Origin of the sequence: Tautonia marina, assembly GCF_009177065.1 — a bacterium.
Taxonomy (GTDB): domain Bacteria; phylum Planctomycetota; class Planctomycetia; order Isosphaerales; family Isosphaeraceae; genus Tautonia; species Tautonia marina.
The window spans coordinates 194,864-218,314 of record NZ_WEZF01000011.1 but is presented as its reverse complement, the minus strand read 5'-3'; the positions used below and the strand labels follow the sequence as shown (position 1 = coordinate 218,314).

Annotated in this window: 16 protein-coding genes; 8 read left to right on the top strand and 8 right to left on the bottom strand. The window is 65.2% G+C overall.

Features of this window, described 5'->3' with window-relative positions; genetic code table 11:
* Nucleotides 1-99: 99 nt before the first annotated feature.
* A complete protein-coding gene (locus GA615_RS15100) occupies nt 100-3,549 on the bottom strand; it encodes a PVC-type heme-binding CxxCH protein (RefSeq protein ID WP_152052135.1) in 3,450 nt (1,149 codons plus the stop codon).
* Nucleotides 3,546-4,538, bottom strand: coding sequence for an SGNH/GDSL hydrolase family protein (locus GA615_RS15095; protein ID WP_161602352.1), 993 nt, complete (start codon nt 4,536-4,538; stop codon nt 3,546-3,548). Before GA615_RS15095 ends, GA615_RS15100 begins: the two co-directional genes overlap by 4 nt.
* A 145-nt stretch (nt 4,539-4,683) precedes the next feature.
* Between GA615_RS15095 and GA615_RS15090 the strand changes: the two genes are divergently transcribed.
* The 4 genes from GA615_RS15090 to GA615_RS15075 all read left to right on the top strand — a co-directional run bounded on the left by GA615_RS15090 (nt 4,684) and on the right by GA615_RS15075 (nt 9,044).
* Nucleotides 4,684-5,907 carry a potassium channel family protein gene (locus GA615_RS15090; RefSeq protein ID WP_235905452.1) on the top strand — a complete coding sequence of 408 codons (1,224 nt, stop codon included), beginning with the start codon at nt 4,684-4,686 and terminating at the stop codon, nt 5,905-5,907.
* A gap of 64 nt (nt 5,908-5,971) precedes the next feature.
* Nucleotides 5,972-6,892, top strand: a complete 921-nt coding sequence (locus tag GA615_RS15085; RefSeq protein WP_152052132.1) for a carbon-nitrogen hydrolase family protein — start codon at nt 5,972-5,974, stop codon at nt 6,890-6,892.
* A 143-nt stretch (nt 6,893-7,035) separates the two neighbouring features.
* Complete coding sequence (locus GA615_RS15080) at nt 7,036-8,463, top strand: arylsulfatase (RefSeq protein WP_152052131.1); 1,428 nt, start codon at nt 7,036-7,038, stop codon at nt 8,461-8,463.
* A gap of 212 nt (nt 8,464-8,675) precedes the next feature.
* Nucleotides 8,676-9,044, top strand: a complete 369-nt coding sequence (locus GA615_RS15075) for a DUF7670 domain-containing protein (RefSeq protein WP_152052130.1) — start codon at nt 8,676-8,678, stop codon at nt 9,042-9,044.
* A gap of 4 nt (nt 9,045-9,048) precedes the next feature.
* On the opposite strand, the gene GA615_RS15070 is transcribed toward GA615_RS15075, so the two are convergent.
* From GA615_RS15070 to GA615_RS15045, 6 genes are all read right to left on the bottom strand, one after another.
* Nucleotides 9,049-12,720: a hypothetical protein gene (locus GA615_RS15070; protein WP_152052129.1), complete on the bottom strand. Its 3,672-nt coding sequence runs from the start codon at nt 12,718-12,720 to the stop codon at nt 9,049-9,051.
* 77 nt (nt 12,721-12,797) lie between these two features.
* Nucleotides 12,798-14,327: an MATE family efflux transporter gene (locus GA615_RS15065; protein WP_152052128.1), complete on the bottom strand. Its 1,530-nt coding sequence runs from the start codon at nt 14,325-14,327 to the stop codon at nt 12,798-12,800.
* Nucleotides 14,328-14,434: 107 nt separating this feature from the next.
* Nucleotides 14,435-14,785 carry a DUF5615 family PIN-like protein gene (locus tag GA615_RS15060; RefSeq protein WP_152052127.1) on the bottom strand — a complete coding sequence of 117 codons (351 nt, stop codon included), beginning with the start codon at nt 14,783-14,785 and terminating at the stop codon, nt 14,435-14,437.
* Complete coding sequence (locus tag GA615_RS15055; RefSeq protein ID WP_161602351.1) at nt 14,782-15,090, bottom strand: DUF433 domain-containing protein; 309 nt, start codon at nt 15,088-15,090, stop codon at nt 14,782-14,784. The genes GA615_RS15060 and GA615_RS15055 overlap by 4 nt, the downstream gene beginning before the upstream one ends.
* Before the next feature lie 105 nt (nt 15,091-15,195).
* Nucleotides 15,196-16,536 carry a pentapeptide repeat-containing protein gene (locus tag GA615_RS15050; protein ID WP_152052125.1) on the bottom strand — a complete coding sequence of 447 codons (1,341 nt, stop codon included), beginning with the start codon at nt 16,534-16,536 and terminating at the stop codon, nt 15,196-15,198.
* A gap of 132 nt (nt 16,537-16,668) precedes the next feature.
* Nucleotides 16,669-17,742: a hypothetical protein gene (locus GA615_RS15045; protein WP_152052124.1), complete on the bottom strand. Its 1,074-nt coding sequence runs from the start codon at nt 17,740-17,742 to the stop codon at nt 16,669-16,671.
* Between the two features lie 278 nt (nt 17,743-18,020).
* On the opposite strand from GA615_RS15045, the gene GA615_RS15040 reads away from it, so the two are divergent.
* From GA615_RS15040 to GA615_RS15025, 4 genes are all read left to right on the top strand, one after another.
* A complete protein-coding gene (locus GA615_RS15040; RefSeq protein ID WP_152052123.1) occupies nt 18,021-19,526 on the top strand; it encodes a type IV pilus twitching motility protein PilT in 1,506 nt (501 codons plus the stop codon).
* A gap of 284 nt (nt 19,527-19,810) precedes the next feature.
* The gene (locus GA615_RS15035; protein WP_152052122.1) at nt 19,811-21,163 is read left to right on the top strand and encodes a hypothetical protein; all 1,353 of its coding nucleotides are present in this window, start codon (nt 19,811-19,813) and stop codon (nt 21,161-21,163) included.
* A gap of 381 nt (nt 21,164-21,544) precedes the next feature.
* Nucleotides 21,545-22,237, top strand: a complete 693-nt coding sequence (locus GA615_RS15030) for a hypothetical protein (RefSeq protein ID WP_152052121.1) — start codon at nt 21,545-21,547, stop codon at nt 22,235-22,237.
* 5 nt (nt 22,238-22,242) lie between these two features.
* Complete coding sequence (locus tag GA615_RS15025; RefSeq protein ID WP_235905449.1) at nt 22,243-23,421, top strand: N-acetylglucosamine-6-phosphate deacetylase; 1,179 nt, start codon at nt 22,243-22,245, stop codon at nt 23,419-23,421.
* Nucleotides 23,422-23,451: the final 30 nt, after the last annotated feature.

Genomic DNA, 23,451 nt, shown 5'->3' with positions numbered 1-23,451 from the left:
GTTTGACGTACAGAACTCGGGGCTGAGAACCGCGATCCCTTCGTCCGCAAGGCGCACGGCGAGGAACCCGGTTCTCGGCACAATCTGATGAGAGGATATTTACGATCCGTTTCCCATGCCCGTCACAGGCTGGGCACGGGCGGGGGAGCCGGGCACGTCTTCGAAGGAAACGCGGATGCCCTCCTCCGATCTTGCCGAACGGTCGATGACGACGGAGAGCCAGTGACGCCCGGCCGAGACGGTTGGCTCCATGACCTCGCTCGGGTCGAGGGGAGAGCCGTCGAGCCAGACGAGCAGCCCCTCGGCCGAATCGAGACGGAGACGGACCGGACCTTCCGCCGAGGTGTCGAACCAGAGACGGGCGATCGTCAAGGGAGGGGCCTGATGATAGGGGGTCAGGCTCGGAAGCTCATCGATCGGCAAGCTGCCGGAGACACGAGTGGTGACGGTTTGCCAGGAAAACCGCGGGTCGTTATTGGCCACCGCTTCTTCCAGGCCAGTACGGCGGATTGCCTCGCCGCTCGGACCGTCGGGCACGACGACCTCCCAGGATCGAGCGACCACCTCGGTGCCGATCGCGAAGGGGCCGGGCTCTCCCATTGCCGAGAGGAAGGCGGCGAGGTCGAGCAGCTCGGCTCGGGTCAGTGGGTCAACCAGGCCGTTCGGCATGAGCGATCCACCGAGGGCCCGCTCCTCGATTGACGAGGCCGGAATGGCGATTTCGGCCCCTTCAGCATCGCGCAGGACCAGTTGATCGGCGGTCTCTCGAATCGGAATTCCGTTGAGGATGCGGCCGTCGTCGGTGGCGACCACGATGGCGTGATAGCCTTCCTTGATGGCGGTGTTCGGAAGCAGGAGAGACTCGACCAGGTAATCATCGGGCGCACTGGCCCCGATGCTTTCGAGACCGGGGCCGACCTTCCCCCCTGCTCCGGCGATGGCGTGACACTTGATGCACTGCATCTCCTCACGTCGATAGATGCGTTCCCCCCGATTGGCGTCGCCTTGCGTCCGGAGGTCGGCGACGAGCGAGGCCACGTCTTCAGGAGTGGCCGGTTTCGGAGCCGCGTCGAGGCCGCCGGCACGGTTCAGGGCATCGGCAAGTGACGAATCGTCTTGGCGGACTGATCGGGCGGCCCGAGCGGCGAGCTTGGCGGCGTCGGGCGGCAGGCTCGCGCCGTCGAGGGCGGCGATCAGGGCCTCGGGACCTCCTCGACGATTGGCCAGGGCGGCGACGAGGCCGGAGGGATTGGCCCCGGCCTCGGCATCGCTCAGGCTGGCCACGGCTTGCGCGGCCGCGGCATTCAGGTCGAAGGACGCGAGCGCCTCAATCGCTCCGGTGCGGACGGCGGCAGGAGAGGCCGAGGCGGCCAGCTCGGCGACGAGGCGACGGGCCTCGTCGTTGCCCGACTCGGCCAGCGCGAGCAAGGCCGATCGACGAGCCTCGAACGGGGCGTCGGCGCCGGTGGCCAGGCCAATGAGGCCGGAGGCCCCGGGGTCGAGCGTCCAGGCCCCGGCGGCTCGGGCCGCGGCGGCTCGAACGGCGGCGGGAGCGTTGTCGTTTGCAATCAGATCGGCGACCGCGTCGAGCGCCCCGGACGGCCGAACGGATCGCTCCCGAGCGGCCCCGGCCAGGGCGTCAAGCAATCGGGCACGGCGATCGACCGGCGCGGCCGGATCGAGCGACGCCTCGAACACGCGGCGCAGGTCGTCCGGCTGGCCGAGTCGACCAATCAGCGCCAGCGCATCGGGTTCGAACCGCTCGGGCAGCTCGCCCGATCGAACGAGTCGCATCAATGGATCCATCACCTCCGACGATCCAACCGCAAGCAGGGCAAAGGCCAGCGGTTCGGGACCGCCGAGATCGGCCTTGCCTTCGACCACCGAGGGGAGCCAGCGCGGAGCCGTTTCGACCGCCGTGAGGTACAGCGCGTAATCGAGGGTCGAATCCACGGGCAAGGCCAGGGCGCGCAGGGCGACCTCGGCGGCGTTCGGGTCGGGGACGAGGGCCAGAGCGCGGACGGCTTCGAGCCGGACGCGCGGGTGGTCATCGACCACGAGCGGGGCGAGGGTCGCGACCGGATCGGACAGGCGATCGTGCCAGGCCCCGGCTACGCGAACGGCGGCGGCGCGGAGGTTCGGATCGTCCGCGCCGAGCATCGAGGCAAGCAACGTGGGGTCGGCCTGGTCGAGCGCCTGATGGAGCCAGAGGGCTTCGAGGTGGGCCTCGCCATCCGTCGGGTCGAGGGCGGCGGTCCATTGGATCAGGGCGGGCAAGACGGCCTCGGGGCCGCGTTCCTTGAGCACCTGGCGAGCGGCCTCGCGGGTCCAGCCTTCGGGGGCGGTCAGGCTGTCGAGCAGGGCCGGAACGGGAGCGTCAGTCAGGTTCGGCCGCTCGACAAGAAGGCGATCCTTGGCGGTGATTCGCCAGATGCGTCCGCGCTGGTGGTCGCGACGATCGTCTCGGAAATCGACCTCGCCGTGCTGGATAATCGGGTTGTACCAGTCAGCGACATAGATCGCCCCATCAGGACCCATCAAGACGTCGATCGGTCGGAAGCCGACGTGAGACGATCGGATCAAGGGCGTCTGTTCTCGGGAGACGAAGCTGGAGCCGTCCGGTTCGAGGGCGAAGCGGACAACCCGGTTGGCGCGGAAGTCGTTGGTGACGAGGTTGCCGGCGACTTCTTCCGGCAGGTGGCGTCCGCTGGCGATCACCGCGCCGCAGTATTTCGGGCTGCCGGGATTCAGGCCGTGCAGGAACCGTTCGGGATTGCTGATCGCGGTATAGCTTGCTCCGGGAACAACATGCGCCACTCCTTCAAACCCCGCGCCGTCGGTGGCGAAGTTCTGGCCGAAGCGGTCGTAGTGGTGTCCCCAAGGGTTGACGAACCCTCTTGCGAAAACCTCCAGGCGTCCATTCTCGGGGCGATACTGCCAGATGCCGCCGCCGCCGAGTCGTCGAGGGCCGAACGGGGTTTCGACGTGACTATGAATGTAAACCGATTGATTGAAATAGAACAGCCCATCGAACCCCCACCGGAAGGTGTGGATCATGTGGTGGGTGTCTTCGGTGCCGAAGCCCGAGAGAACCACGCGGCGGGTGTCGGCCTTGCCGTCGCCGTCGGTGTCGCTCAGGTGGAGGATCTCGGTGCTGTTGGCCACGTAGCAGCCGCCGTCGCCGGGCAGGATGCCGGTCGGGATGAGCAAGCCATCGGCAAAGACGGTCGACGAGTCGGCCGTGCCGTCTCTATCAGTGTCTTCAAGCACGATGATCTGATCATTCGCTTCCTGGCCGGGAGCGATCTGCGGATAAAGGGATGAGCAGGCGACCCAGAGCCGCCCTTCGGTATCCCAGTTCATCTGGATCGGCTTGAAGACGTCGGGCTCGGAGGCCCAGAGGTTGACCTCGAAGCCGTCGAGCACCTGAAAGGATGCCAGCTCGGCCTTCGGGTCGGGGTCGGGCAGGTCGGTCAGGTCGCGCTGGGCGATCGCGGCGGGACAGATCAAGAGGAGGAGGATCAGGCCATGCGGCAGGAATCGGCTCATCGGTCGTAAACCTCCTCATCAATGCGGTCGAGATCGAAGACGGGCTGCTCGGGCATTTTCAGCATGGAAATCTCGGCTTCGGCCTCGGCAACGAGGCGCTCGAAGCGTTCGACCTCGGCGGCGTTGTTCCCCTGTTCGTGCTTGCGGAAGCCGAACAGGTACGTCTCGTTCTGGGGGCGGTAGCGGTGGAAGTAGAGCTGGTTCTTGTCGAAGATGGCGCGCCGGAGCATCTCGAAGCGCTCGGGGTCGGTCTGGGGAGCCTTCAGGCCGAACACCTCGCGAAGCAAGAGGCGGGCGAGCAGGGCGTCTCCCTGATCGGACAGATGGAGGCCCTGCGGGGCGTACCAGTCGGTCGCGTCGGAGGCGGTGTCGTCGTCGGCCATCGGCTCGGTCAGGGCGAGCAGGTTGACGAAGTGGTGCCCACGCTCGCGGGCGATCTGCTCGATCGCCTCGGTGTAGCGGGCCAGGTTGGCCTCGTCTCCACTCGTGGGAGCGGTGCTCAGGCGTCGGGCGATGGGAGAGAGCAAGACGATGGCGCGGGGCCCGGTGGCTTCGAGCGCGTCGAGCAGGCGTTGGTAGCCCTGTCGGAAGCGGGGGAGTCCGGCCTCGCCGTCCCACGATTCATTCGCGCCGTAGCCGACGATCAGGACGGTCGGCTCGGTGGCCTTGACCTGTTCGACGAGCGTTTTGAAGCCGTCTTCAGGTGTGCCGAAGCCGGCTCGGGCCTCGCCGAAGACGGTGTCGCCGCTCCAGCCGAGGTTGCGGAAGGAGATCGTTTTCTCGGGAACGGCCAGTGTCAGCAAGGTTTCGAAATGGCCGAACTGCTGCATGCGTTCGATCAACGCATCGCCGAGCAGAACGATGCGGTCTCCGTCTTGCAGTTCGAGCGTCGTCGGCGCGGGTTCGTCGGGAGGATTGGCCCGAATCGAGGGCGCCGCGAAGCCTTCGGCGGCCAGCAGCAGGCCGAGGGCAATCGCCAGGTGTCTCATCGGAATCGACCCCATCGTCTTGGTTTCGAGGAAGGCGCGGGCGGTGATTGGATTGGGTCCGGTCCGTCGTTGGATCGGGCGGATGCACCCCTGCACTGTATCCGACCGACCGGCTACAATCCAAGACCGAGGGGAGGACGACGCTGTGAGCTGTGAGTCGGAACCGATCGAGGAACGAGCGGCGAGGGAGCCCCAGGGGGCCGAAGGGCCGCAAGCGCCGGCCAGCCTCGTCGAGCCCGTCTGGACCTGGGCGGCCGGGCCGAGGCCAAAGGATCATTTGGGAAAGGTCTGGCTGAAGGTCAGGGTTTATGCCAGATATGCACGGTTTTTGCTGCATGAATTCCGATGGCCGCTCGCAGTCTTCTGGACGTTGGTGGTGGGGGGCGGGTGGATCTTGCACCGGTTTTACCACCACGACGGCGAGACGCTCGACTTTGCCGAGGCGTGTCACGGCGTCTTTCTGCTCATTTTCGTCGAGGCCGCGCTGGAGTTCCCTGACGAGTGGTACCTGCAGCTCGCCTTTTTCCTGGTGCCGATCATCGGCCTTGGGGCGGTGGCCGATTCGCTCATCCGGCTCGGCTACCTCGTGTTCTCGCGCAAGGGAAACCTGCCGGAGTGGCATCGCATGGTGGCATCAGTCTATCGGCAGCATGTGATCGTGGTCGGGCTAGGGACGGTCGGCTATCAGATCGTCAGGGAGATGCTCCAGCTCCGGGAGCTGGTGGTGGTGATCGAGCGGCCTCATGTCGAGTCGGAGCTGATCGAGGAGATCCTCGACCGCGAGGTGCCGGTCATCCGTGGCGATGCCCGCACAATCAAGACGCTCGAAGCCGCCGGGGTCCGCCGGGCCAAGGCCGTGGTGCTGGCCACGCAGGATGACCTGGCGAACCTCGACGCCGCCCTGACCGCCCGCGACCTGAACCCGAAGGCGAAGATCGTTATGCGCATGTTCGACGAGTCGCTGGCCGAAAAGGTCGCGGGCTCGTTCGCCCTGCCGGCCGTCTCGACCGCCCGGGTGGCCGCTCCGGCTTTTGTGGCCGCCGCGACCGGACGGCGCATCTACCAGGATTTTCAGCTCGCCGGGCGGCATGTCCACCTGGTCGACCTGACGATCGTTCCCGAAGGAGAGCTGGTCGGCCGGTCGATCGGAGAGATCCAGCACGACCGACAGGTAAATATCGTGATGCATCATGGCCGCGATGGCACGAACGTCAATCCGGAGCACGGCATCGTACTCGGTCCCGGAGACGAGGTGCTGGTGATCGCTCCGATCGACCGGTTGGTCGACCTGGAGCGGATGAACCGCCCTCGGGAGCACGAGCCACCGGCACCAGCACGATCCGAACCACCTCCGGAACACTCGCTCTGATGGATTGAATAATCTGTGAACAGGAAATGCTCATGCTTTGGCATGATTCGTTGCGAGGTTTCCCATGAGCCCGTCAACACCCGAGGAATCTCCCACACCGAATCGCTTGCGCGTGGCGGCGGTCCAGATGAGCTTCGCCGACTCGATCGCCGGGAATCTGGAACGGATTGAGCACGCGGCAATCCACGCGGCTGAAGCCGGAGCCGATGCCGTGCTGTTCCCTGAGTGCGCGACGACCGGCTATGCCTACGACTTCGGAACCTTGAAGCCAGCCCCGCTCCGCGACGGCTTGCACAAGGTCGCTGAGATTGCAGAACGTTTGCATGTCAATCTGCTGGTCGGGAGCCCGATCTTCGCGGGGCGTCGGCTCTATAACGGCCTGCTCGTGTTTGATCGGACGGGTTGGTTGATCCACACCTATGCAAAGTGCCAGCTCACCGAATCGGATCGGCAATGGTTTACCCCCGGCAAGGGAATCTCCCTCTTTTCGCTGGATGGGGTGCCGGCAACGGCGATCATCTGTCACGAGCGGCGCTATCCGGAACTCGTCCGACTGCCCGTGATGGCCGGGGCTCAGATCGTCTTTCATCCGAACGCCGGGATGGATGCCGAGGAGGTCTCGCGTGCCAAACGCAAGGGGCGAGACGGTATCCCCGTCCGTGCCTTCGAGAACGCCGTGTATTACGTCTTCGCCAATTCCGTCGGTCCCCAGGGCGGCGGCAAATGGTCGGCCGGCGATTCGAAGATCGTGGCCCCCGACGGTTCGTTCCTCCAACTGGCCGACAACCGCCGCGCGATGGTCCTGGTCGACGACCTCGATCTCTCAAAGGCCACGCGCACCTATGCGATCGACAGCTTGAACCACCCTCGAATCCTCGCAAGCCACTGGCGCCGCATGCTTCCGGAACTCCGTCGCCAGGTGGTCGAGATTGATCGGACCTTCCAGCGGTGGTACGAGCCAGCGGGCGGCCGGCGTCGTTCCTAAGACCCGGTGGTCCGACCGGTGACAAGATCGTGGCGAATCCACCGTGAGGGCAGTAGGGTAAATCGATCGGAACGGGTCGCGGAGGGGTCCGCCTCCCCTTCCCCAACCTTCTCGAACCGCATCGAACGGAAGGACAGACCGTCATGCCGAGGATCGCGCTGAGACTGGCCCTGATGGCCTTAATGACGCTCGTAACGACTGCCGGAGCCACCCAGGAAGCCAGGGCGAAGCCGAAGCCGCCGAACATCATCTTCATCATGGCCGACGACCTCGGCTATGGCGATCTGGGAAGCTACGGGCAGAAGACCATCCCGACACCGAACCTCGATCGCCTGGCCGCCGAAGGGACGCGGTTCACCCAGGTTTACGCGGGCAGCACCGTCTGCGCCCCGTCACGGTGTGTGTTGATGACCGGCTACCACTCGGGGCATGCTCGGGTCCGAGGCAACGACCGCGTCCCTCTCTTGCCCGAGGATGTGACCGTGGCCGAGGCCCTGAAGGCCGCCGGCTATCAGACGGCCCTGATCGGCAAGTGGGGCCTCGGCGAGCCGGACTCGACCGGCGTGCCGAACAAGCAGGGGTTCGATCATTTTTTCGGCTACTTGAATCAAAAGCACGCCCATAACTACTACCCCGATCACCTCTGGCGGCAGGAGGAACGGGTCGAGATTCCCGAGAACGTCATCGGCCCAGACGACGGCGTGGCCATCGAGCGCGTCACCTACTCGCACGACCTGTTCGCCGAGGAGGCGCTCGATTGGGTCAAGCAACACCGCGACGGCCCCTTCTTCCTCTATCTCGCGTTGACGATTCCTCACGCAAACAATGAAGGGTCCCGAGCGACCGGTGACGGCATGGAAGTCCCCGATTACGGCAGCTTCGCCGAGAAGGACTGGCCGAACCCCATCAAGGGGCAGGCCGCGATGATCGCCCGGATGGACCGCGACATCGGCCGCCTGATGACCTCGCTCGACGACCTCGGGATCGACGATGACACCATCATCTTCTTCACCTCCGACAACGGTCCGCACCGCGAAGGAGGCCCCGCGTACTCCCCCGACTTCTTCGACAGCAACGGCCCCCTGCGCGGCATCAAACGCGACCTGTACGAAGGGGGCATTCGCGTGCCGATGATCGTCCGATGGCCCGGTCATGTCCCCGCCGGAGCGGTCAGTGATCAGATCTGGGCCTTCTGGGACGTTCCTCCCACCCTGGCCGAGCTGGCCGGGGCGAGCGCCCTTGCCGTCTTGCCCGACGACATCGACGGCATTTCCATGGTCCCCGCCCTCCTCGGTCCCGAGGCCGCCGGCCGCGAGCAAGAGGATCACAAGTTCCTCTACTGGGAATTCCACGAAGGCCGCGCCTCGAAACAGGCCGCTCGCATGGGAGACTGGAAGGGGGTTCGCCTCTCGCCCGATGGTCCGCTCGAACTGTATGACCTCGCGAACGACCTGGGCGAGACGACCGACGTGGCCGCCGATCACCCGAAGATCGTCGCGGCCATCACCCAGTATCTCGACACCGAGCGCACGGAATCGGAGGTCTGGCCGCTCCGGTACGCCAGGAAGTAACCGCGTCGGGCCGTGCCGTGCGGACCATCGAGTTTGGATGGAAAGGGTCCGCATCCGCGAACCTGGCGAGACGATTGAATTCTCCGCCCTCTCGTGCTGGCACCTGGCGTTCCTCGATTCGCAGTGAAGCAGAAGGACGAGGCAATCAGGAGTGACCCCGGATCGAACCGTGCATGCCGGGGCGTTGCCTCGAAGGGCGGAGGAACGCGGCGATGGACGCGATTGTCATGGCTCCGATCACGATGGCCGGGGTGGCGCGGTGGTCGGGGAGAATCCTGAGTCTGCTGTCGATCGGGCTGATCAGCCTGTTCGTGATCGGAGAGCCGCCCTGGCCGTGGCGGCTCACCGGGTTCGAGGCGCTGCTGCTGCTCTGCTTCCCGATCTCGGTGGTCGTCGGCCTGATCCTGGCCTGGTGGCGTGAGGGGTTGGGGGCCTTGGTGGCCATTTTGGGGGTGGTCGCGTTTGACCTGGTACACCTGGCCGGTTCGGGAGGATGGCCGAGGGGGCCGTGGTTCCTCATCTTCGCAAGCCCGGCGGCGTTCTTCCTGGTTTCCTGGGCGCTTCGAAGACGGGATCGCTGACGCCTCAGGCCGGGGCCTGGCTCGGCTCGGGATCGGCGAGCAGGCGGAAGGCGCGGCGGAAGGGTTCGGGAGGAGCTTGGCCGTCGTGCTCGGCTTCCCAGGTCTCGACCCAGCGGGCCCAGGTAATTGGGTCGTGGTCGAGCAAGAGGCGGTCGGCCTCGATCGTGGGTAGAGGAGGGATTGGGCGAGGGCCGGTGACCGAGGGGTAGAGCAATCGCGTCTCGGCGGTTAGGTCGTAGGTGGCCTCGGTCTGGTAGCGGTCGCCGACCCAGACCACCAACCCCTCGTCGGAGAAGCCGAACGAGCGGACCTCGGGCGGCAGGACGTGCTGCACCTGCGGAACCGACAGCTCGACACCGGCCATCTGGTTCAAGCCGGCCAGCGCGGCCTGAAGCACGCGGCGGCGGTCGTCGGAAAGCCGATCGATCCAGGAAGGGGCCGCAACGTTCGTCAGGATCCATCCCGACGCCTGCTCGAAGATCAAGACTAGGGGCTCATCGCCCAGATCCGCCACGCGCAGAGAGACCCGAATCCGGTTCGAGCTCGATTCCACCGCGGCGATCTCGGTTTCCAGATCCTCCCAGGCTCGTGTGTAGGAAAGCAGGTTCACGAGTTCACGCTCGATGAAGTGCGCGACCGATTCCTCAACATGGTGGCGTTGCTCGCGGAGCCGTTCCAGGCGAACCTCGAACTCGGGCAACCGGGCCCGCTTGCGAGCGGCCCGTCGCATGCGGCGGAAGGTGCGGGGCAGGGTTCCGGAATGGAAACCGGGGCGAAGCAGGCGCGACATCGACTCGCCGTGGCTGCCGACGAGGACCCTTGGTAAGAGCCTCGGCCGGTTCGCGTCGTACAGCCGCCAGTTCTCCTTTAGCTCCCAGACGAGGAAGCCGAACACACCGGGCAAGAGCAACTGCGTGAAGAACCAGATGGTCGTCGCCAGCTCCTTGTCGTCGAGCGCCTCGGCCAGCGGTGGAATCATCAGGATCAACAAGGGCGCCATCACCTTGTGCGAGACGGTGACGACCGGAAAGTGCTTGATCGGGTTCAGTTGCGGCTCGACCAGCAGGTTGATGATGAACCGCACGGCATAGGTCATGTAGAACCAGAAGACCCCCAGAATCGCCTTGATGACGGCCGAGATGCTGCTCTCTCCCCCTCGGAAGCGAAGCCACTCGTCCACCGTGTAAAGCAGGCGATCGACGTATTCGAGGACTCTGGCGAAGAAGTCCATGATGAAGCGAAACAGGTCGCCGAAGATGTTCACCCGGATCACCCGCCAGGTCCGGACGAGGTAATCGGACGTAATTTCCTCCATGTCCCGGCCGACCCGGAGGTTCAAGACCAGGCCAAACGCGATGAACATGCCGATGGCCAGCGCTCGGGCCTGTTCGGGGTCCACCCCGATCATCCCCAGGATCAGCCAGAGGAGCAATGCCGGGCCGATCGGCTTGACCAGCATGCGCCAGAGCAGTTGAAAGCTCCTCGTGCTGATCAAGAGCCGGATGTAATGCTGACGGAACACCCACCGCGGAAAGTCAAACAGGATTCCCTTGGCAACCTCATAAAAGGCCCGCAGGAGCCGAACCACCTGCCGGCGGAACCAGGGCAGATGGATCAGGCCCATCAGAAAGACGCCCGAGACGAGCGTCACCCAGATCCAGGCTTCCAGGTCGTGCGGGATCAGATGCAGGCCGCCGGAATGGTCCCCCACGTCGAGCGTGCCGGCCGCCTCGGCCTCGCGGCGCAGGGTCAATAGCTCCTCGGCGGCGATGACCGAGACGGTGTCGGCCGCGGTCTCGGTCATCTGGGCCGTGATCGCCCCCAGGCCCGATCCCGAACCCGTCACGGCGGCCGTGGCCGTCGTCTCGACGGCTTCGATCAGGCCCCCTGCCCCGGCCACGACCAGCTCGGCCGCCTGGGCCGCCTTTTCGGGGTCCTTGCCGTAGCCGAGCTGCTTGGTGACGACCGCAAACAGGTGATCGACGAAGAACAGCACCACGAACGCCCCGCCAAAGGGCAAGACGACGTAATTCATCAGGAACCGGCCGACGGGTGTGCCAAAGGCCAGTGAGCTAAACCGTTGCAACCACCTCAGGTAAACCTCTCCCCGACGGTAAATCCCGTCGAGCGAGACGGCCATCCGGCGATTGGCGCGTAACAGGCGGTCACCTTTGAAAAATTCCTGGGCACCCGACAGATCGGGCAGCTTGACGTGGTTCCGAGCGACCGCGTCGCGCAGGTCGCTCATGGTCAAGAACCCTTGCTCCACCACCTTGTCGAGCAGCTCCTCCACCGACTTGTCGAACGAAACGTGTTCGGCCACCGACCGGGGCTGCAACCCGTTCTGCCGGAGGGAGTCGGCCAGGGGCTCGCGGCACTGGTCGCGCAGCGTGACCTCGGCGCGGTGCAAGGCCCCCGAGATCAGGTGGGCCAGCCGTCGGCGGTCGGGATCGGAAATCCTTGCGTGCCGCAGGCGACGATGGGCCGATCGCAAGTGCTTGACCGCCAGCAGCTCGCGCTGATGCGGCAACAGACGCTTGATCGGCCGCCGCCCGAAGGTCAGAAACCACTCGACCAGATCGACCGTGTAAATCGGCCGCTCGTAATCGACACAAAGCTTTTGCAGGTCAAATAAAAGTCTTGCCTCGACGGCCCAGATCCCCTCCGACGCCGGGGCGAGCAAGGCGGGCAAGGCGCGCCGCCAGTCGTCGGCCTCGTTCGGATCGAGTCCCAGCGCCTCGACCAGCCGCTCTCCCAGCACGCCGAGGGCGGCTCGTGCCCTCGTCCACGGATCGGACGCCGAAGGGGGGCCCAGCGGGTCGATAAACTTCGACGATCGGGCGAGCTGGATGGCCGCTCGCACGACATTGCCGCGCCGTTCCGAGCGTTCCGAGCGGCGGACGAGCCCCTCGGCCAGCCGACGGGCCGGTTGCGTGGCCGGCAACGGGCAGGTGCCCACGGCTTCATCGGGCGGCGGGGGCTCGTCGGCCGCGGCCTCGATCAAGGCCCCGAGGGCGGCCGGTTCGGGGGCTCCCGGCGGCCGGGTCCGATCGAACAGGGCCGGGGCGTTGACATCCTCGGCCAGCACGGCGTCCACCGCCTCGCAGTCCTCAATCGACGGGAAGTACGAGCCGAGCAATCGCGGGGCGAAGTGCCGCAACTCCAGATAAACGGCGGCGAATTCCCGGTACACTTCCCAGAGGTCGCGCGGCGGCAGCAGATAATCTTCGAGCCGAAGGACCATGCGGGCCTCGTCGATGACCGTCTGACCGATCCGATCGACCCGCGATCGCAAGATCGAGTCGGACAGGAACCCGCCGCGCCGCTGATGCTCCAGCTCCTCGTCGATCCGGGCGTGAAAGAGCATCCGCCAGTAGCGCAGCAAGATCTGGCCGCGTGTCATGGTCGCCAGGCGTTCCGGGGGGGGCTCGGCCAGCAGGATGACCGAGCCGGTCAGCGCGGCCTCGGCCTCGACGTCGAGCCCCATCTCGTCCCGTTCGAGGATGCTGGTGGCGGCGTTGGCGTCGAGCACGTAGGTCTTGCGGTGCGGCACCTGCAAGCCGAGCGAGGCCATCTTCCGATCGTGCTTGATCACCCGTCTCAGGATGCGCGGGGGCACGAGCACCGCGTTCGGGTCGGCCGCCCGAATCGCCTGCTTCAGCTCGTCCAGCGACATTCCCCTGGCACCGTCCGACCGCCTGCCCATTGGCTCCTCACCCCTGCCGTCCGTCGTCTCCCGACGACGCGAGGGTTTCATGCTATCGTGGTCGAGCCCCCCTGACCAGATGACGCAACGCGCGAGGCGGGAGCGCCTTCGATGGGCGTCGATCCCACTCTGGGCGGTCGAACTCCCCCCGTCTCGACCGTGGCGGCTTCCACCACGCTCGGTCGATCCGGTCGCAAGCCCGCGACCCGTCTCGACCAGGCCCAGAGCAGGAGCGTTCCCGCCACGATCAGCCCGATCGACAGGCCAATCCACATGCCGATCACGCCCACCTTCAGGCCGAAGCAAAGGCCCACACCGATGGGCAGGCCGATCGCCCAGTGGGCGGCCAGGTTGGCGAACATCGGCGTGCGGGTGTCTCCCGAGCCGCGCAAGGCTCCGGTGGCAATCACCTGAACACTGTCGGACAGTTGAAACACCGCCGCGACCCACAGCAAGACCACCCCGACAGCGATCACTTCGCCTTGATCGGTGAAGATCGAAAGAATCCCCCTCGGCACCAACACAAACGTGATCGCCGCGACCATCATGAACACCGTTCCCAGCGCCAGGGCCGACCATCCGGCCCGACCTGCCCCGCCCGGGTCGTTGCGGCCGATCGCCTGGCCAACCCGCACCGCCGCGGCCGAGCTGATGCCGAGCGGAACCATGAACGTCAGGCTCGCCACGTTCAGGGCGATCTGATGCGCCGCCAGCGAGGCCGGATCGAGCCGACCGACCAGGAACGTCGCCGTGGCAAACGCCCCCATCTCAAGCATCAACTGACCGGCGACCGGCAAGCCGAGCGCCACGAGCGACCGGAACCGCCGACGCTCGGGCCTCCAGCCGCCTCGCCAGGCCTCTGGGCCGAGTTTCCAGTCGATCCGGACGATCTCCAGCAGCAGGACCAGGGCCATCCACCCCCGAGAAAGGACGGTCGCCCAGGCGGCCCCGGCCACCCCGAGCCTCGGGAACCCGAGGTTGCCGAAGATCAAAAGCCAGTTGACGACCAGGTTCACCACATTGGCCGAGACCAGGGCAAAGACGATCGCCCCGGTTCGGTTCTGCGCCTGCAAGTAGCGCCGAAAGGCCGTGTAAAGCAGCAACGGCGGTAAGCTGAGCGTCACCAGCCGGACGTACGTTTCCGCCTCGGGTCGGACGGCCGGATCAATCCCCATCCGCTCCAGTTGCCCCCCGGCCAGCCAGCAGACGAGCATCAACGGCGGACAGAGGACCAGCGCCAGGTAAATCCCATGTCGGAGCCACTTGCGGCACTCGTCCAGCTTCCCCGCGCCGAAGGCGTGCGAGATGAGCGTATCGAGCCCGAGCAACAGCCCCATCCCCGCGATCGTCGTCACGAAGAAGACCGCATGGCCGATCCCGACCGCGCCGATCGCCTCGGCACTGAGCCGGCCGACGAACATCGTGTCGACCAGTCCCATGCCCATCCATCCCAGCTCGGCCAGCACCACCGGCCCGGCCAGCCGGAGCATCGGCGGTAATTCCACCGCCAGCCCATCGCGGATTTTCTGCACGAAGGCCCCTCGGGTCCCCCCCTGCCTCGACCCGAGCCGATCCATCTCCCTGCCTCCTGGTTGCCCGAGCCCTTTGTGATCGCCGAGTCTTCAATCCGCTCCAGACACACCGCCGGGTTCTCGGGTTCGGAGGCTCCTGAGCCGTTCTCGTATTACGAGTATGGCAGGAACTCGACGTGGTTCCTCAGATCCTCGGGTGATGCAGCCAGTGCGAGAAGTTCCAAATCCCGAACCGCTTCGCCAAGGGTGATGCGGTGTTGGTGAGCGTAAGCCAGGCCGGCGAATTCCCTCCCTTCGGCCATCCAGCGGTGGGCAATTTCCAGCAAATCATCGTCTTGAGAGTACAGGATGCGATCGAGTTCGGTCGCACGGGCCAACAACCGCTCGTCATCCCATCGAGTCGTTCCGTCCTCGGTGTAGGTGAGCACGTCGATTCCTCGCCGTCGGAGCCCCTCGGCCACGGCAGACGGGACGTGATGATCGAGATACAGCCGGAGGCTCACGGAATCAATCCTCGGTCCTTGAGCTTCCGCTTCAGAGGAGACTCGGCCGCCTCGGCCTTCCGCTGCTCGAACATCCGATCTCGCCGCGCGATCTCCTCATCCATCTCGGTTTGATGGTCATAATAATAGGCCAGAGCCGAATGGATTTGACCCAGCGTCAGGTCGGGAAGGAGGCGCTGGATGGCGTCGGCATCCTTCCCGGCAAGACGTTCGCGGGCGATGAACAGGACCTTGATGCGCGTCCCCTCAATGATTGGAGTTCCTTCGGCAGTCTCAATGAGGTGCGGGTAGGTGATTGTGGCCATGACGCTCCCCCAACGATGGCAGATGGAAGACACCTCCCATTCTATCGTCATCCGAGCGATCTGCCGAGCGCGGGAGGATCGTCCCATCCTCCCGACTCCCCTGGCTCAACGAATCACCTTCCGGCTAAAGGCCACGATGAACAGGCCCCAGACGAGCGTCCCGAGCAAGGATTCCGCCACCAGGAACAGGTTCATCCACCCCTTGGCCGTCTCTCGAAGGCTTCCCAGGCCGTCGGTGAAGGCGGAAACGCTGGTGACCAGCCCGATGACGACCCGGTTGGCCAGCGTTGTCGGCTCGCCGTCGAAGGGAATCTTCCCGGCTTCGAGCGGCAGCAGGGTCACGCCCATCATGTACACAAGGCTGAACGCGACGATCATCACCGCCGCCGCGGCCACCGTCCGAAACGGACTGGTGCCGTATCGGCAACCCAGGTCGAGCACGAGCCACTCAAACGCCTGGCTCAGCTTCGACCACGGCCGGGTCCAGGCCCTCGGCTTCGATCGGCGCTCGTTGACCTTGAAGTGGTAGAAGGCCCAGTCTTCCTCCTCATGACGGTGCAACGCCTCGTAGTTCCGCTTCAACAAGCCATATTCGCACATGGCCTTGGCATGATCGTTTTCACACTCGCTGGCAATCCGCCCCTCCAGTTGCTCGGGACGAATCTGCACGCGCTCGGCCACGGCGTTCCAGAAGGCGAACCGGGCACCGTCGCCAAGCGTGATCGATTCCAGGTACACGTAATCGTTCAGCTTGGCTTTTGAGAAGTCAATCATCCCCTCAAACACCGAATCGTTGAACTCGAACTTCTTGGCCACGCTGGCCCCTCGAACGAGGAAATCGCCGGCAAAGTGGCAGGTGCGGATGGAAAATCCCTCGTCGGCGCAAATGCTCCGGAAGTCGGCCAGGCCGTCGAACCGGCACATCTTGAAATCGACCCAGCCGTCGAACCGCGCCTCCCAGAAGTTCACCGCCTCGAAGAAGCGCACGCGAAGGATGTCCAGCTTGCTCCGGAAGCGGACGCTCTGAAAATTCGCCTTGCCCTGAATCTTCACGTCGTCGAACTTCGCCCGGAGAAGCTCGCTCCCCTGCATCGACAGACCGCCGTCGAACCGCGTCTTGCGCTGGATGATCGGCCGGTTCAGGCGGCAGCTTCGGAAGACGACCTCCTCGGCGAAAACCGCGCCGTCAATGATGAGGTTTGGAATCTCGACGTTCTGCAACCGCACCGCTTTCTCAAATGTTCCTCGCAGGCGGAGCCGCCCGACGATCACGGCATGGTTGATCGGAACCCCGTCGCGGATCTTCTGCTCGGCCTCGTCGGCCCGCAGCTCCTTCCGCGAGCCGTTGCGCTGCGCTTCGGCGTCGGAAACTCGGTCGCAAGCGTTCGGCTCCGATTCGGACGGACGCGGCGTCTCGTCCCGTTCGATCGGTTCGGTGGTGTCCATAACGTCCCTTTGGGGTTCTCAAGATCGTCGTGTTCAGGTCTGTCGAGAGAGGCATTCGCCCGCTCGGCCTCGATCTTGTGGACAAAGTGCCGGCAAGGTTCAACGACACCAAGGGGCGGCCCGAGGATCGCCTCATCCCTCGCGGCGGCGGCGTTTGCCGGAGCGGGGCGCGGCCTGGCTTGCCGTCTCGTCCAGTTCGGCCGAGGTGTTGGGGAAGATGGCCGCGGCCTCGGTGACGAGATCGAGGTATCGGCCGAAATAGCGATTCGAGAAATGAATGAGCGTCAGTTGCTCGACGTGCGCCTCTCGGGCCAGTTCGGCCGCCTGGGTCGCGGTCATGTGCTTGTGGGTTCTGGCCTTCTTCAGATCGGCATGCGCGTAGAACGAGTCGCAATACAACCGGCTCGCGCGGCGGCAGAGTTCGAGCAGGGCCGGCCGGCTCGTTTCGCTCCAGAGGGTATCGACGACGTAGGCGATCCGAGCCCCCCGAGTTTTGCGGAAGTATCGATCGCGGAGCCGACCGAGCGGGAACAGGCCCCCGTCAATTTCCACCGGCGTTTCCTCGTCCTGGCCTGTTCGCAGCATCTCCAGGGCTTGCGTCACCCACGCTCCCGGCCGGAGTGGCCCTTCGCAAAGGGCCTGGCCGTCGACGTGAAAGCCGGGCGTCTCGACAATCGCAAAGGCGAGGCAGGGCGCGGTGTGATCGACCCGCGCGGCTTCGACTCGCAGCACGCCGTTCTCGAAGACCGTGGGTGTCAGGTTCTTCGGGTCGACCGCTCGGGTCGAGATCGCCGGTTCGGGCAGCTTCGCCCCCCACTCCAGCACGGCCGATCGCAGTTCCGCTTCCCTCACTTCGGTCAGGTGCAGGCGGAGCTTCTGAAAGGGAAAAAACGGATAGTCGTACGTCCGCACCCGTGCTGTGATCCGATCAATCGTCCCCTCCGGCCCGACCACGTGGAGATCCTTGTCTCGGTCGAGGTTCGCCCGCAGGATCCGATCGAACCCGACCAGGTGATCGACATGATGATGGCTGAGAAACACGCCGGCCAGGTCGGCCAACCGCCCGATGCTTAGGTTGCCGTTCTCGCCCGCATCGAACAGCAACGCGTCGTCTCGACCCGGATAATCGACGAACACCAGCGGGTCTCCGGTCGAGCCGTTCACGAGTTGCATCTCGGTCGCAGTCCGGCGGGAAGCGTGAGGCATGGCGGACGGTCCTGAAGCGAAGCATCGAGACGATCGGTCGGTTCAGTGCGTTACCCTATCCAATCCCGAGTCCCTTCCCAACACCCCCGCGCTCGAATTCCAATCAAAAGACCCAAGGTCCAACCATATCTTCCGCCTCGGTCGTCGTGTATCCTTGAGAACCACGTCGATGTCACCTCGGCCTGGCGACCGGATCGTCTTCTTCGCGTGCGTTGAGCGGCTCTCGCTCCCGGTTCGGACTCGCTCCCTCTCGCGTCAACGTATTGAGGAGTGCGGCCATGAAAGAGGTTGTGCTCGGGCTCGGTCATCAGAACAGCTTCTGGTCGATTGTTCAGATGGCCGACGAGCAACTGCGCGCCATCCACGGGGCCCCCCGTCGGATGGTTGTTCGATCCCGAGGGATCGAGATTACTGCCTCACGCCCCAGCTTCGAGGGAGATTTCCACGACTTCACCGTCCGGTTCCCTCAGCCCGGAATGCAATTGATGGAGTCGATTCGCGGGTTCGCCCAGCGCAGTCCGGTGGCCTGCGAATTGGCCGAGGTCGACGGCTCGCTCGTCCTCCACTGCTCGGCCCCGTCGAATGAGACGGTCCAACAGCTTCACGATGCCTGCGACCTCTTCTCCCACGCCTTCCCCCTGGGCGAGGTCTGGCGCGTTCACGGCGAGGAGTACCGCACCACCCCTCTGAGCCCCGAAACCCTGTTCAAGGCGATGATCAAGTTCAAGGCCAGCGATGTGCACCTCTATCCAGGAGCTCCGCCGGTCTTCCGTGTCGATAACATCCTGCGCCGGGTTCAGGCGTTCGAGTCCCTCTCGTCCGAGCAGATCTTCGCCCTGATCGACGAGATCGCCCCCGAGAAGCATGCCCGGGAATTCGCCGAGCGTCAGCAGTGCAGCTTCATCTACCACCAGGTCGGCCTGGGGTACTCACGCGTCTCGGCCTTCGTTAAGGCCAGCGTCCCGCACTGCACCATGCGCTTCCTGCCTGAAACGATCCCCTCGTTCGAGGACTTGAACATACCCCGATCCGCGATGGAGCGCCTCGGCGCCCTTCACTTTGGCCTCATTCTTGTAACCGGCATGACCGGCAGCGGTAAGTCGACCACGGTCGCCTCGCTCGTCGACTGGATTAACTCCAATAAGTCATTGCATATTCTTTGCATCGAGGAGCCGGTCGAGTACGTCCACAAGAGCAAGAAGTCGGTCGTCTCTCAGCGCGACGTGGGAGAAGACATCGGCACCTTTCACGAGGCCGTCCGAGGCGCCTTGCGACACGACCCCGATGTCATCGTCATCGGCGAGATGCGCGACCCCGATACCATCCGGTCGGCCATCAACGCCGCCGCAACCGGCCACCTCGTGATCAGCACCCTGCACTCAGGGACTGCCTACGAGGTGGTCAACCGAATTGTCAGCTTCTTCGATCCGGTCGAGCGCGACCTGGTCAAGCTCCAGCTTCGAGACGCCTTGAAGTGCGTCATCTGCCAGCGACTCGTCCCGAAAACCGGCGGCGGGCGCCTGCCCGCGCTCGAGTTCCTGTTCAACGATACGAAGGCCGTCACCGATGCCATCCTGGAAGGGAACACCATCGGCATCAAGATTGGCATGCAACAAGATGCCTCAGCTTCGTTTATCTTTGAAAAGTACCTCTACGACCTCTACAAGAAGGATCTCATTTCCCTGGAAACCGCCCGCGATTACGCCTCCGAGCCTGCCATCTTCGACCAGATGAAGCTGGGAACCTACGTCATTCCTTCGCTCGATTCGATGCTCCACCGCTGACGGCTCGGCACCTTTCGCAGACCAGGGCCGAAGCTCGGATTTGGTCCTGGTCTGCCGCAGCCTTCGCCCCACCCCCACAGCCCGATCGACCGATTCTCCACGTTTGTCGGATCAGTCGATCGGAATTCCACGCGCGGGTCCATTTTCCGATCGATCGCATTCGAAGGAGAGCCGATAAGACGCTTTGATCGATCAGGATGCGAGGTCCTTCGCTGGGAAGACCCCGCTTGACCAACGCCAGAGGAGGTTGGCGTGCAGCTTTGACGTCAGGGAGTGATTGCCCAATGCCGCGCCGATCGCGTACGCCTCGCCGCTTTGAGTCGAGTTTGCCGGAGGTGCTCGAAACGCGGGCCTTGATGAGTGTCTTGATCAACGCCAAGCCCACCGTCGAGGTCGTGGCCGATTCCCCCTTCGTCCGGGTCGGTCATGGTCGGGTGGTCATCACGCAACCGACACCGATCACGGTCGTCGGCACCGCGCAGCCGTCCGCGGCCAACTTCGACACGATTGTCGAGGTGTTCGGCCTCGATGCACAGGGAAATGTCCTGAACAACGGCCAACCGTTGACGACCGCCACAACCAACTTCCTCGGCCGCTACCGCGCCACTTTCGAACTGCCGTCGACGATCCGAGCCGACATGAACTCGATCATCGTCCGACAGCAGGCGAACGGGTTCCTCGATGGCACCCAGACGATCGACGCCACCACCTTGACGGGCCTGACCGGCGACCTTGCGATCAACGGCACGACCCTTGAGAACCTGCAAGGCGACCTGAGCATCAACCCCGGCACCATCTCCAACCTGCAAGGCGACCTGAGCATCAACCCCGGCACCATCTCCAACCTGCAGGGGAACCTCTCGATCGAGTCGGGCACCATCTCCAACCTGCAAGGGGACGTGTCGATCGAAGGGTTCGAGTCCGACCTCGACGGCACCGTGGCCGAAGCCGAAGGACTGACCGACGAGATCTTCGGAACCCTCGAAATTGACATCGACGTGGTCGGCGTCGGTGCCGGTGAGTTCGAATCGGATGGACCGATCGAGTTCAGCGTCTTTGAGACCGAAGTGACCGGCACCGTCACGACCCCCGACCTCTCGGGCTCCCTCTCCAACGGGACGGCCGACGAGAGCAGCCGCACCGGCACCCTTTCCAACGGGACGGCCGACGAGAGCAGCCGCACCGGCACCCTTTCCAACGGGACGGCCGACGAGAGCAGCCGTACCGGCACCTTCTCCAACGGCGTCGGCCAGATCCTCCCCACCACCGGCACCTTCACCCAGACCGGCGAGGCCATCATCGCCCCGACCACCGGAACGATCCGGCTCGACGTCAACGAGTTCGCCGTCTCCGACCCCCTGACGATCTACATTCACCAGTCGCATCGACGAATGCGACCCTTGCCGATGCCCGTCAACCCGGTCGCCATGACCAACGTCGAGCGGCCGACCCGCCTGGCTTCCGCCTGGCAACGGCCCGCCGCGCTGAACCAGACCCCCCGACCAACCCTGTTCGCCATGCAGCGCCAACGGCCGACCTTCGCCGCGCGAGCCGAGTTCGCCCGGCCAGAGCGGCTTCCCCTCCTGCCGAACCTGCCCGCCCGCAATCTGCCCCGTGCAGCATTCCTGGGCGATTGACCCTCCGTCCTCTCCCCCTTTGCTTCGGGACGATCGCCCCTGGCCCCGTTGGGGTGATCGTCCCAATCAGAAGAAGGGCTGAACGGCCCTCCTCGTGCCTGAGGGTCCTCCGTACCCCGGAAGCCCCTGGAGGCACCAACACATTAGCTGGTGATGAAGACGGGGGAGGCTCCTCGCTCAAAGACGCTTCTCTCCTCTCTCCTCCCCTCTGCGACGTTGCGACTCTGCGCGAGATCCCTCTCCCCACTGACAGAATCCCTGGGCGCCCCCGGAGCCCTTCGCGCCCGTTCCCGGCATCGCCCCAACCTGCTACGATGGTGGTCTCTCGGCGCGAACACGCCCCACCCGCTTTGAATGACCCCTCGAAGACGAGAGACCGCGATGCCCCGACTTCGACCCCTCCGCCCCCTCCTCGTCCTGATCGCCCTGACCAGCTCGGCCGCCGCCCAGACGCCGAACCAACCGAGGATCACCCCCGGCCCGAATGAGCCGGACTGGGTCGCGGTTCTCAAGGGGATCTACGGGCTCGACATGTTCGACGACCTGCTCAACCCCCTGGAAACCACTGCCGAAGCCACCCCTGGGCTCTTCCGCAAGGCCGGCGACGGCCCGATTGCCTACACGCCGATCCTCGCCCTCGGCATGGTGACCGTCAACCGCGGGGGCATTTACGTTCCCGGCGCCGAGCCTGGCCAGCCGACGAAGCGGGAGCTGTGGTCCTACGAATTCAAGCACGAAGGCCCCGACGTGGAACGCTGGCAGAACATCCCCCCTCCCTTGCTCGACGGCTCGACCGTCGAGATCGACCCCGGCGACCGCGTCTTCGGCTTCTGGGTCTCCAACGACGGCCTCGACGACGGCGGCGTCTTCACCCAGCCCGCCGAGGTCCGCGCCATCAATCAGCGCCTGGCCGAGCAACCGTACAAGGCCATGATCTACCCCTACGTCGATCCCGAAACCGGCGAAACCGTCCCGAACAGCTACCTGATCGGCTGGGAATATTCGACCAACGACGACTTCCAGGATGTCGTCTGCCGCGTCGACAACGTTGTCTTGATCCAAGACGGGAAGTGATGACCGTGTCTGCAATCGTTGCCCGCCATGTGACCGATGGTCGCTGGACTCGCGTCAGCTTCGACGGCCCGAAGATCGCCTCGGTCGAACCCGCCGACGGCCCCGAGGCGATCACCCCCGACGACTCCTGGATCGCCCCGGCCCTCTGGGACATCCAGACCAACGGCCGCCTCGGCGTCTCGTTCTCCGACCCGACCCTGACCGTCGAGCAGGTCCGCGACATCGTCCTCGCGCAGGATGCCGACGGCTCGGCGCGCATCTGCCCGACCCTCATCACCGCCCCGATCGACGACATGCGGCACGGCGTCGCCACCATCGCCGCCGCCTGCGAGGCCGATCCCCAGGTCGCCCACCGCGTCGCCGGTATCCACCTGGAAGGCCCCTTCCTCTCTCCCGACGACGGCTACCGCGGCGCCCACCCGATCGAGGCCATCCGAGACCCCGACTGGACCCTGTTCCAGCAGCTTCAAGCGGCCAGCGGTGGCCGGGTCACCATCCTCACCCTCGCCCCGGAACGGCCGGGAGCGCTTGACCTGATCAAGCGCGTGGCCGATTCGGGCGTCACGGTTGCCCTTGGCCACTCGGCCGCCGATCCCGAGACGATCCGCCGCGCCGCCGATGCCGGGGCTCGCCTCAGCACCCACCTCGGCAACGGCATTGTCGCCCTGCTTCCGAGGCATCCGAACCCGATCTGGACCCAGGCCGCCGAGGACCGCCTTTGCGCCTCGCTCATTGCCGACGGCCACCACCTCGACGACGACGTGATCCGCGTTCTCGTCCGCGCCAAGACTCCCGAGCGGGTCGTCCTGGTTAGCGACGCCAGCCCCCTGGCCGGCTTGCCGCCGGGAACCTACGGCCGATGGGCCGTCGAGGCGTCGGGCCGGGTCGTCGTGGCCGGCACGCCGTACCTGGCCGGAGCGAACCGCCCCTTACCCATCGGCATCGACCGATTGATGCAGGCCGCCGGCCTCTCGGCGAGCGAGGCGATCGCCTGCGCCTCCACCAGACCGGCCCGGTTGATCGGCCAGCCCGAGCCGGTCATCGCCCCCGGGGCTCCGGCCGACCTCATCCGCTTCACTCTGCCCGGCGGTCGCTTCCGGTTGATGGAAACGATGGTGGCCGGCCAGTCCACCCCTGCCTCTCCCGAAACCTGCCCGACCGACGACCGCAACGCCCGGGGCTGATGGGATCGGCCCCTCCCTGGCGACAAAGGA

Bases quoted from the DNA above. Each gene is read 5' to 3' on its own strand.
- GA615_RS15065 (WP_152052128.1), bottom strand. From the start codon at position 14,327: ATGGATCGGCTCGGGTCGAGGCAGGGGGGGACCCGAGGGGCCTTCGTG.
- GA615_RS15035 (WP_152052122.1), top strand. From the start codon at position 19,811: ATGCCGCGCCGATCGCGTACGCCTCGCCGCTTTGAGTCGAGTTTGCCG.
- GA615_RS15055 (WP_161602351.1), bottom strand. From the start codon at position 15,090: ATGGCCACAATCACCTACCCGCACCTCATTGAGACTGCCGAAGGAACT.
- GA615_RS15080 (WP_152052131.1), top strand. From the start codon at position 7,036: ATGCCGAGGATCGCGCTGAGACTGGCCCTGATGGCCTTAATGACGCTC.
- GA615_RS15100 (WP_152052135.1), bottom strand. From the start codon at position 3,549: ATGAGCCGATTCCTGCCGCATGGCCTGATCCTCCTCCTCTTGATCTGT.
- GA615_RS15030 (WP_152052121.1), top strand. From the start codon at position 21,545: ATGCCCCGACTTCGACCCCTCCGCCCCCTCCTCGTCCTGATCGCCCTG.
- GA615_RS15095 (WP_161602352.1), bottom strand. From the start codon at position 4,538: ATGAGACACCTGGCGATTGCCCTCGGCCTGCTGCTGGCCGCCGAAGGC.
- GA615_RS15040 (WP_152052123.1), top strand. From the start codon at position 18,021: ATGAAAGAGGTTGTGCTCGGGCTCGGTCATCAGAACAGCTTCTGGTCG.
- GA615_RS15070 (WP_152052129.1), bottom strand. From the start codon at position 12,720: ATGTCGCTGGACGAGCTGAAGCAGGCGATTCGGGCGGCCGACCCGAAC.
- GA615_RS15075 (WP_152052130.1), top strand. From the start codon at position 8,676: ATGGACGCGATTGTCATGGCTCCGATCACGATGGCCGGGGTGGCGCGG.
- GA615_RS15085 (WP_152052132.1), top strand. From the start codon at position 5,972: ATGAGCCCGTCAACACCCGAGGAATCTCCCACACCGAATCGCTTGCGC.
- GA615_RS15045 (WP_152052124.1), bottom strand. From the start codon at position 17,742: ATGCCTCACGCTTCCCGCCGGACTGCGACCGAGATGCAACTCGTGAAC.
- GA615_RS15050 (WP_152052125.1), bottom strand. From the start codon at position 16,536: ATGGACACCACCGAACCGATCGAACGGGACGAGACGCCGCGTCCGTCC.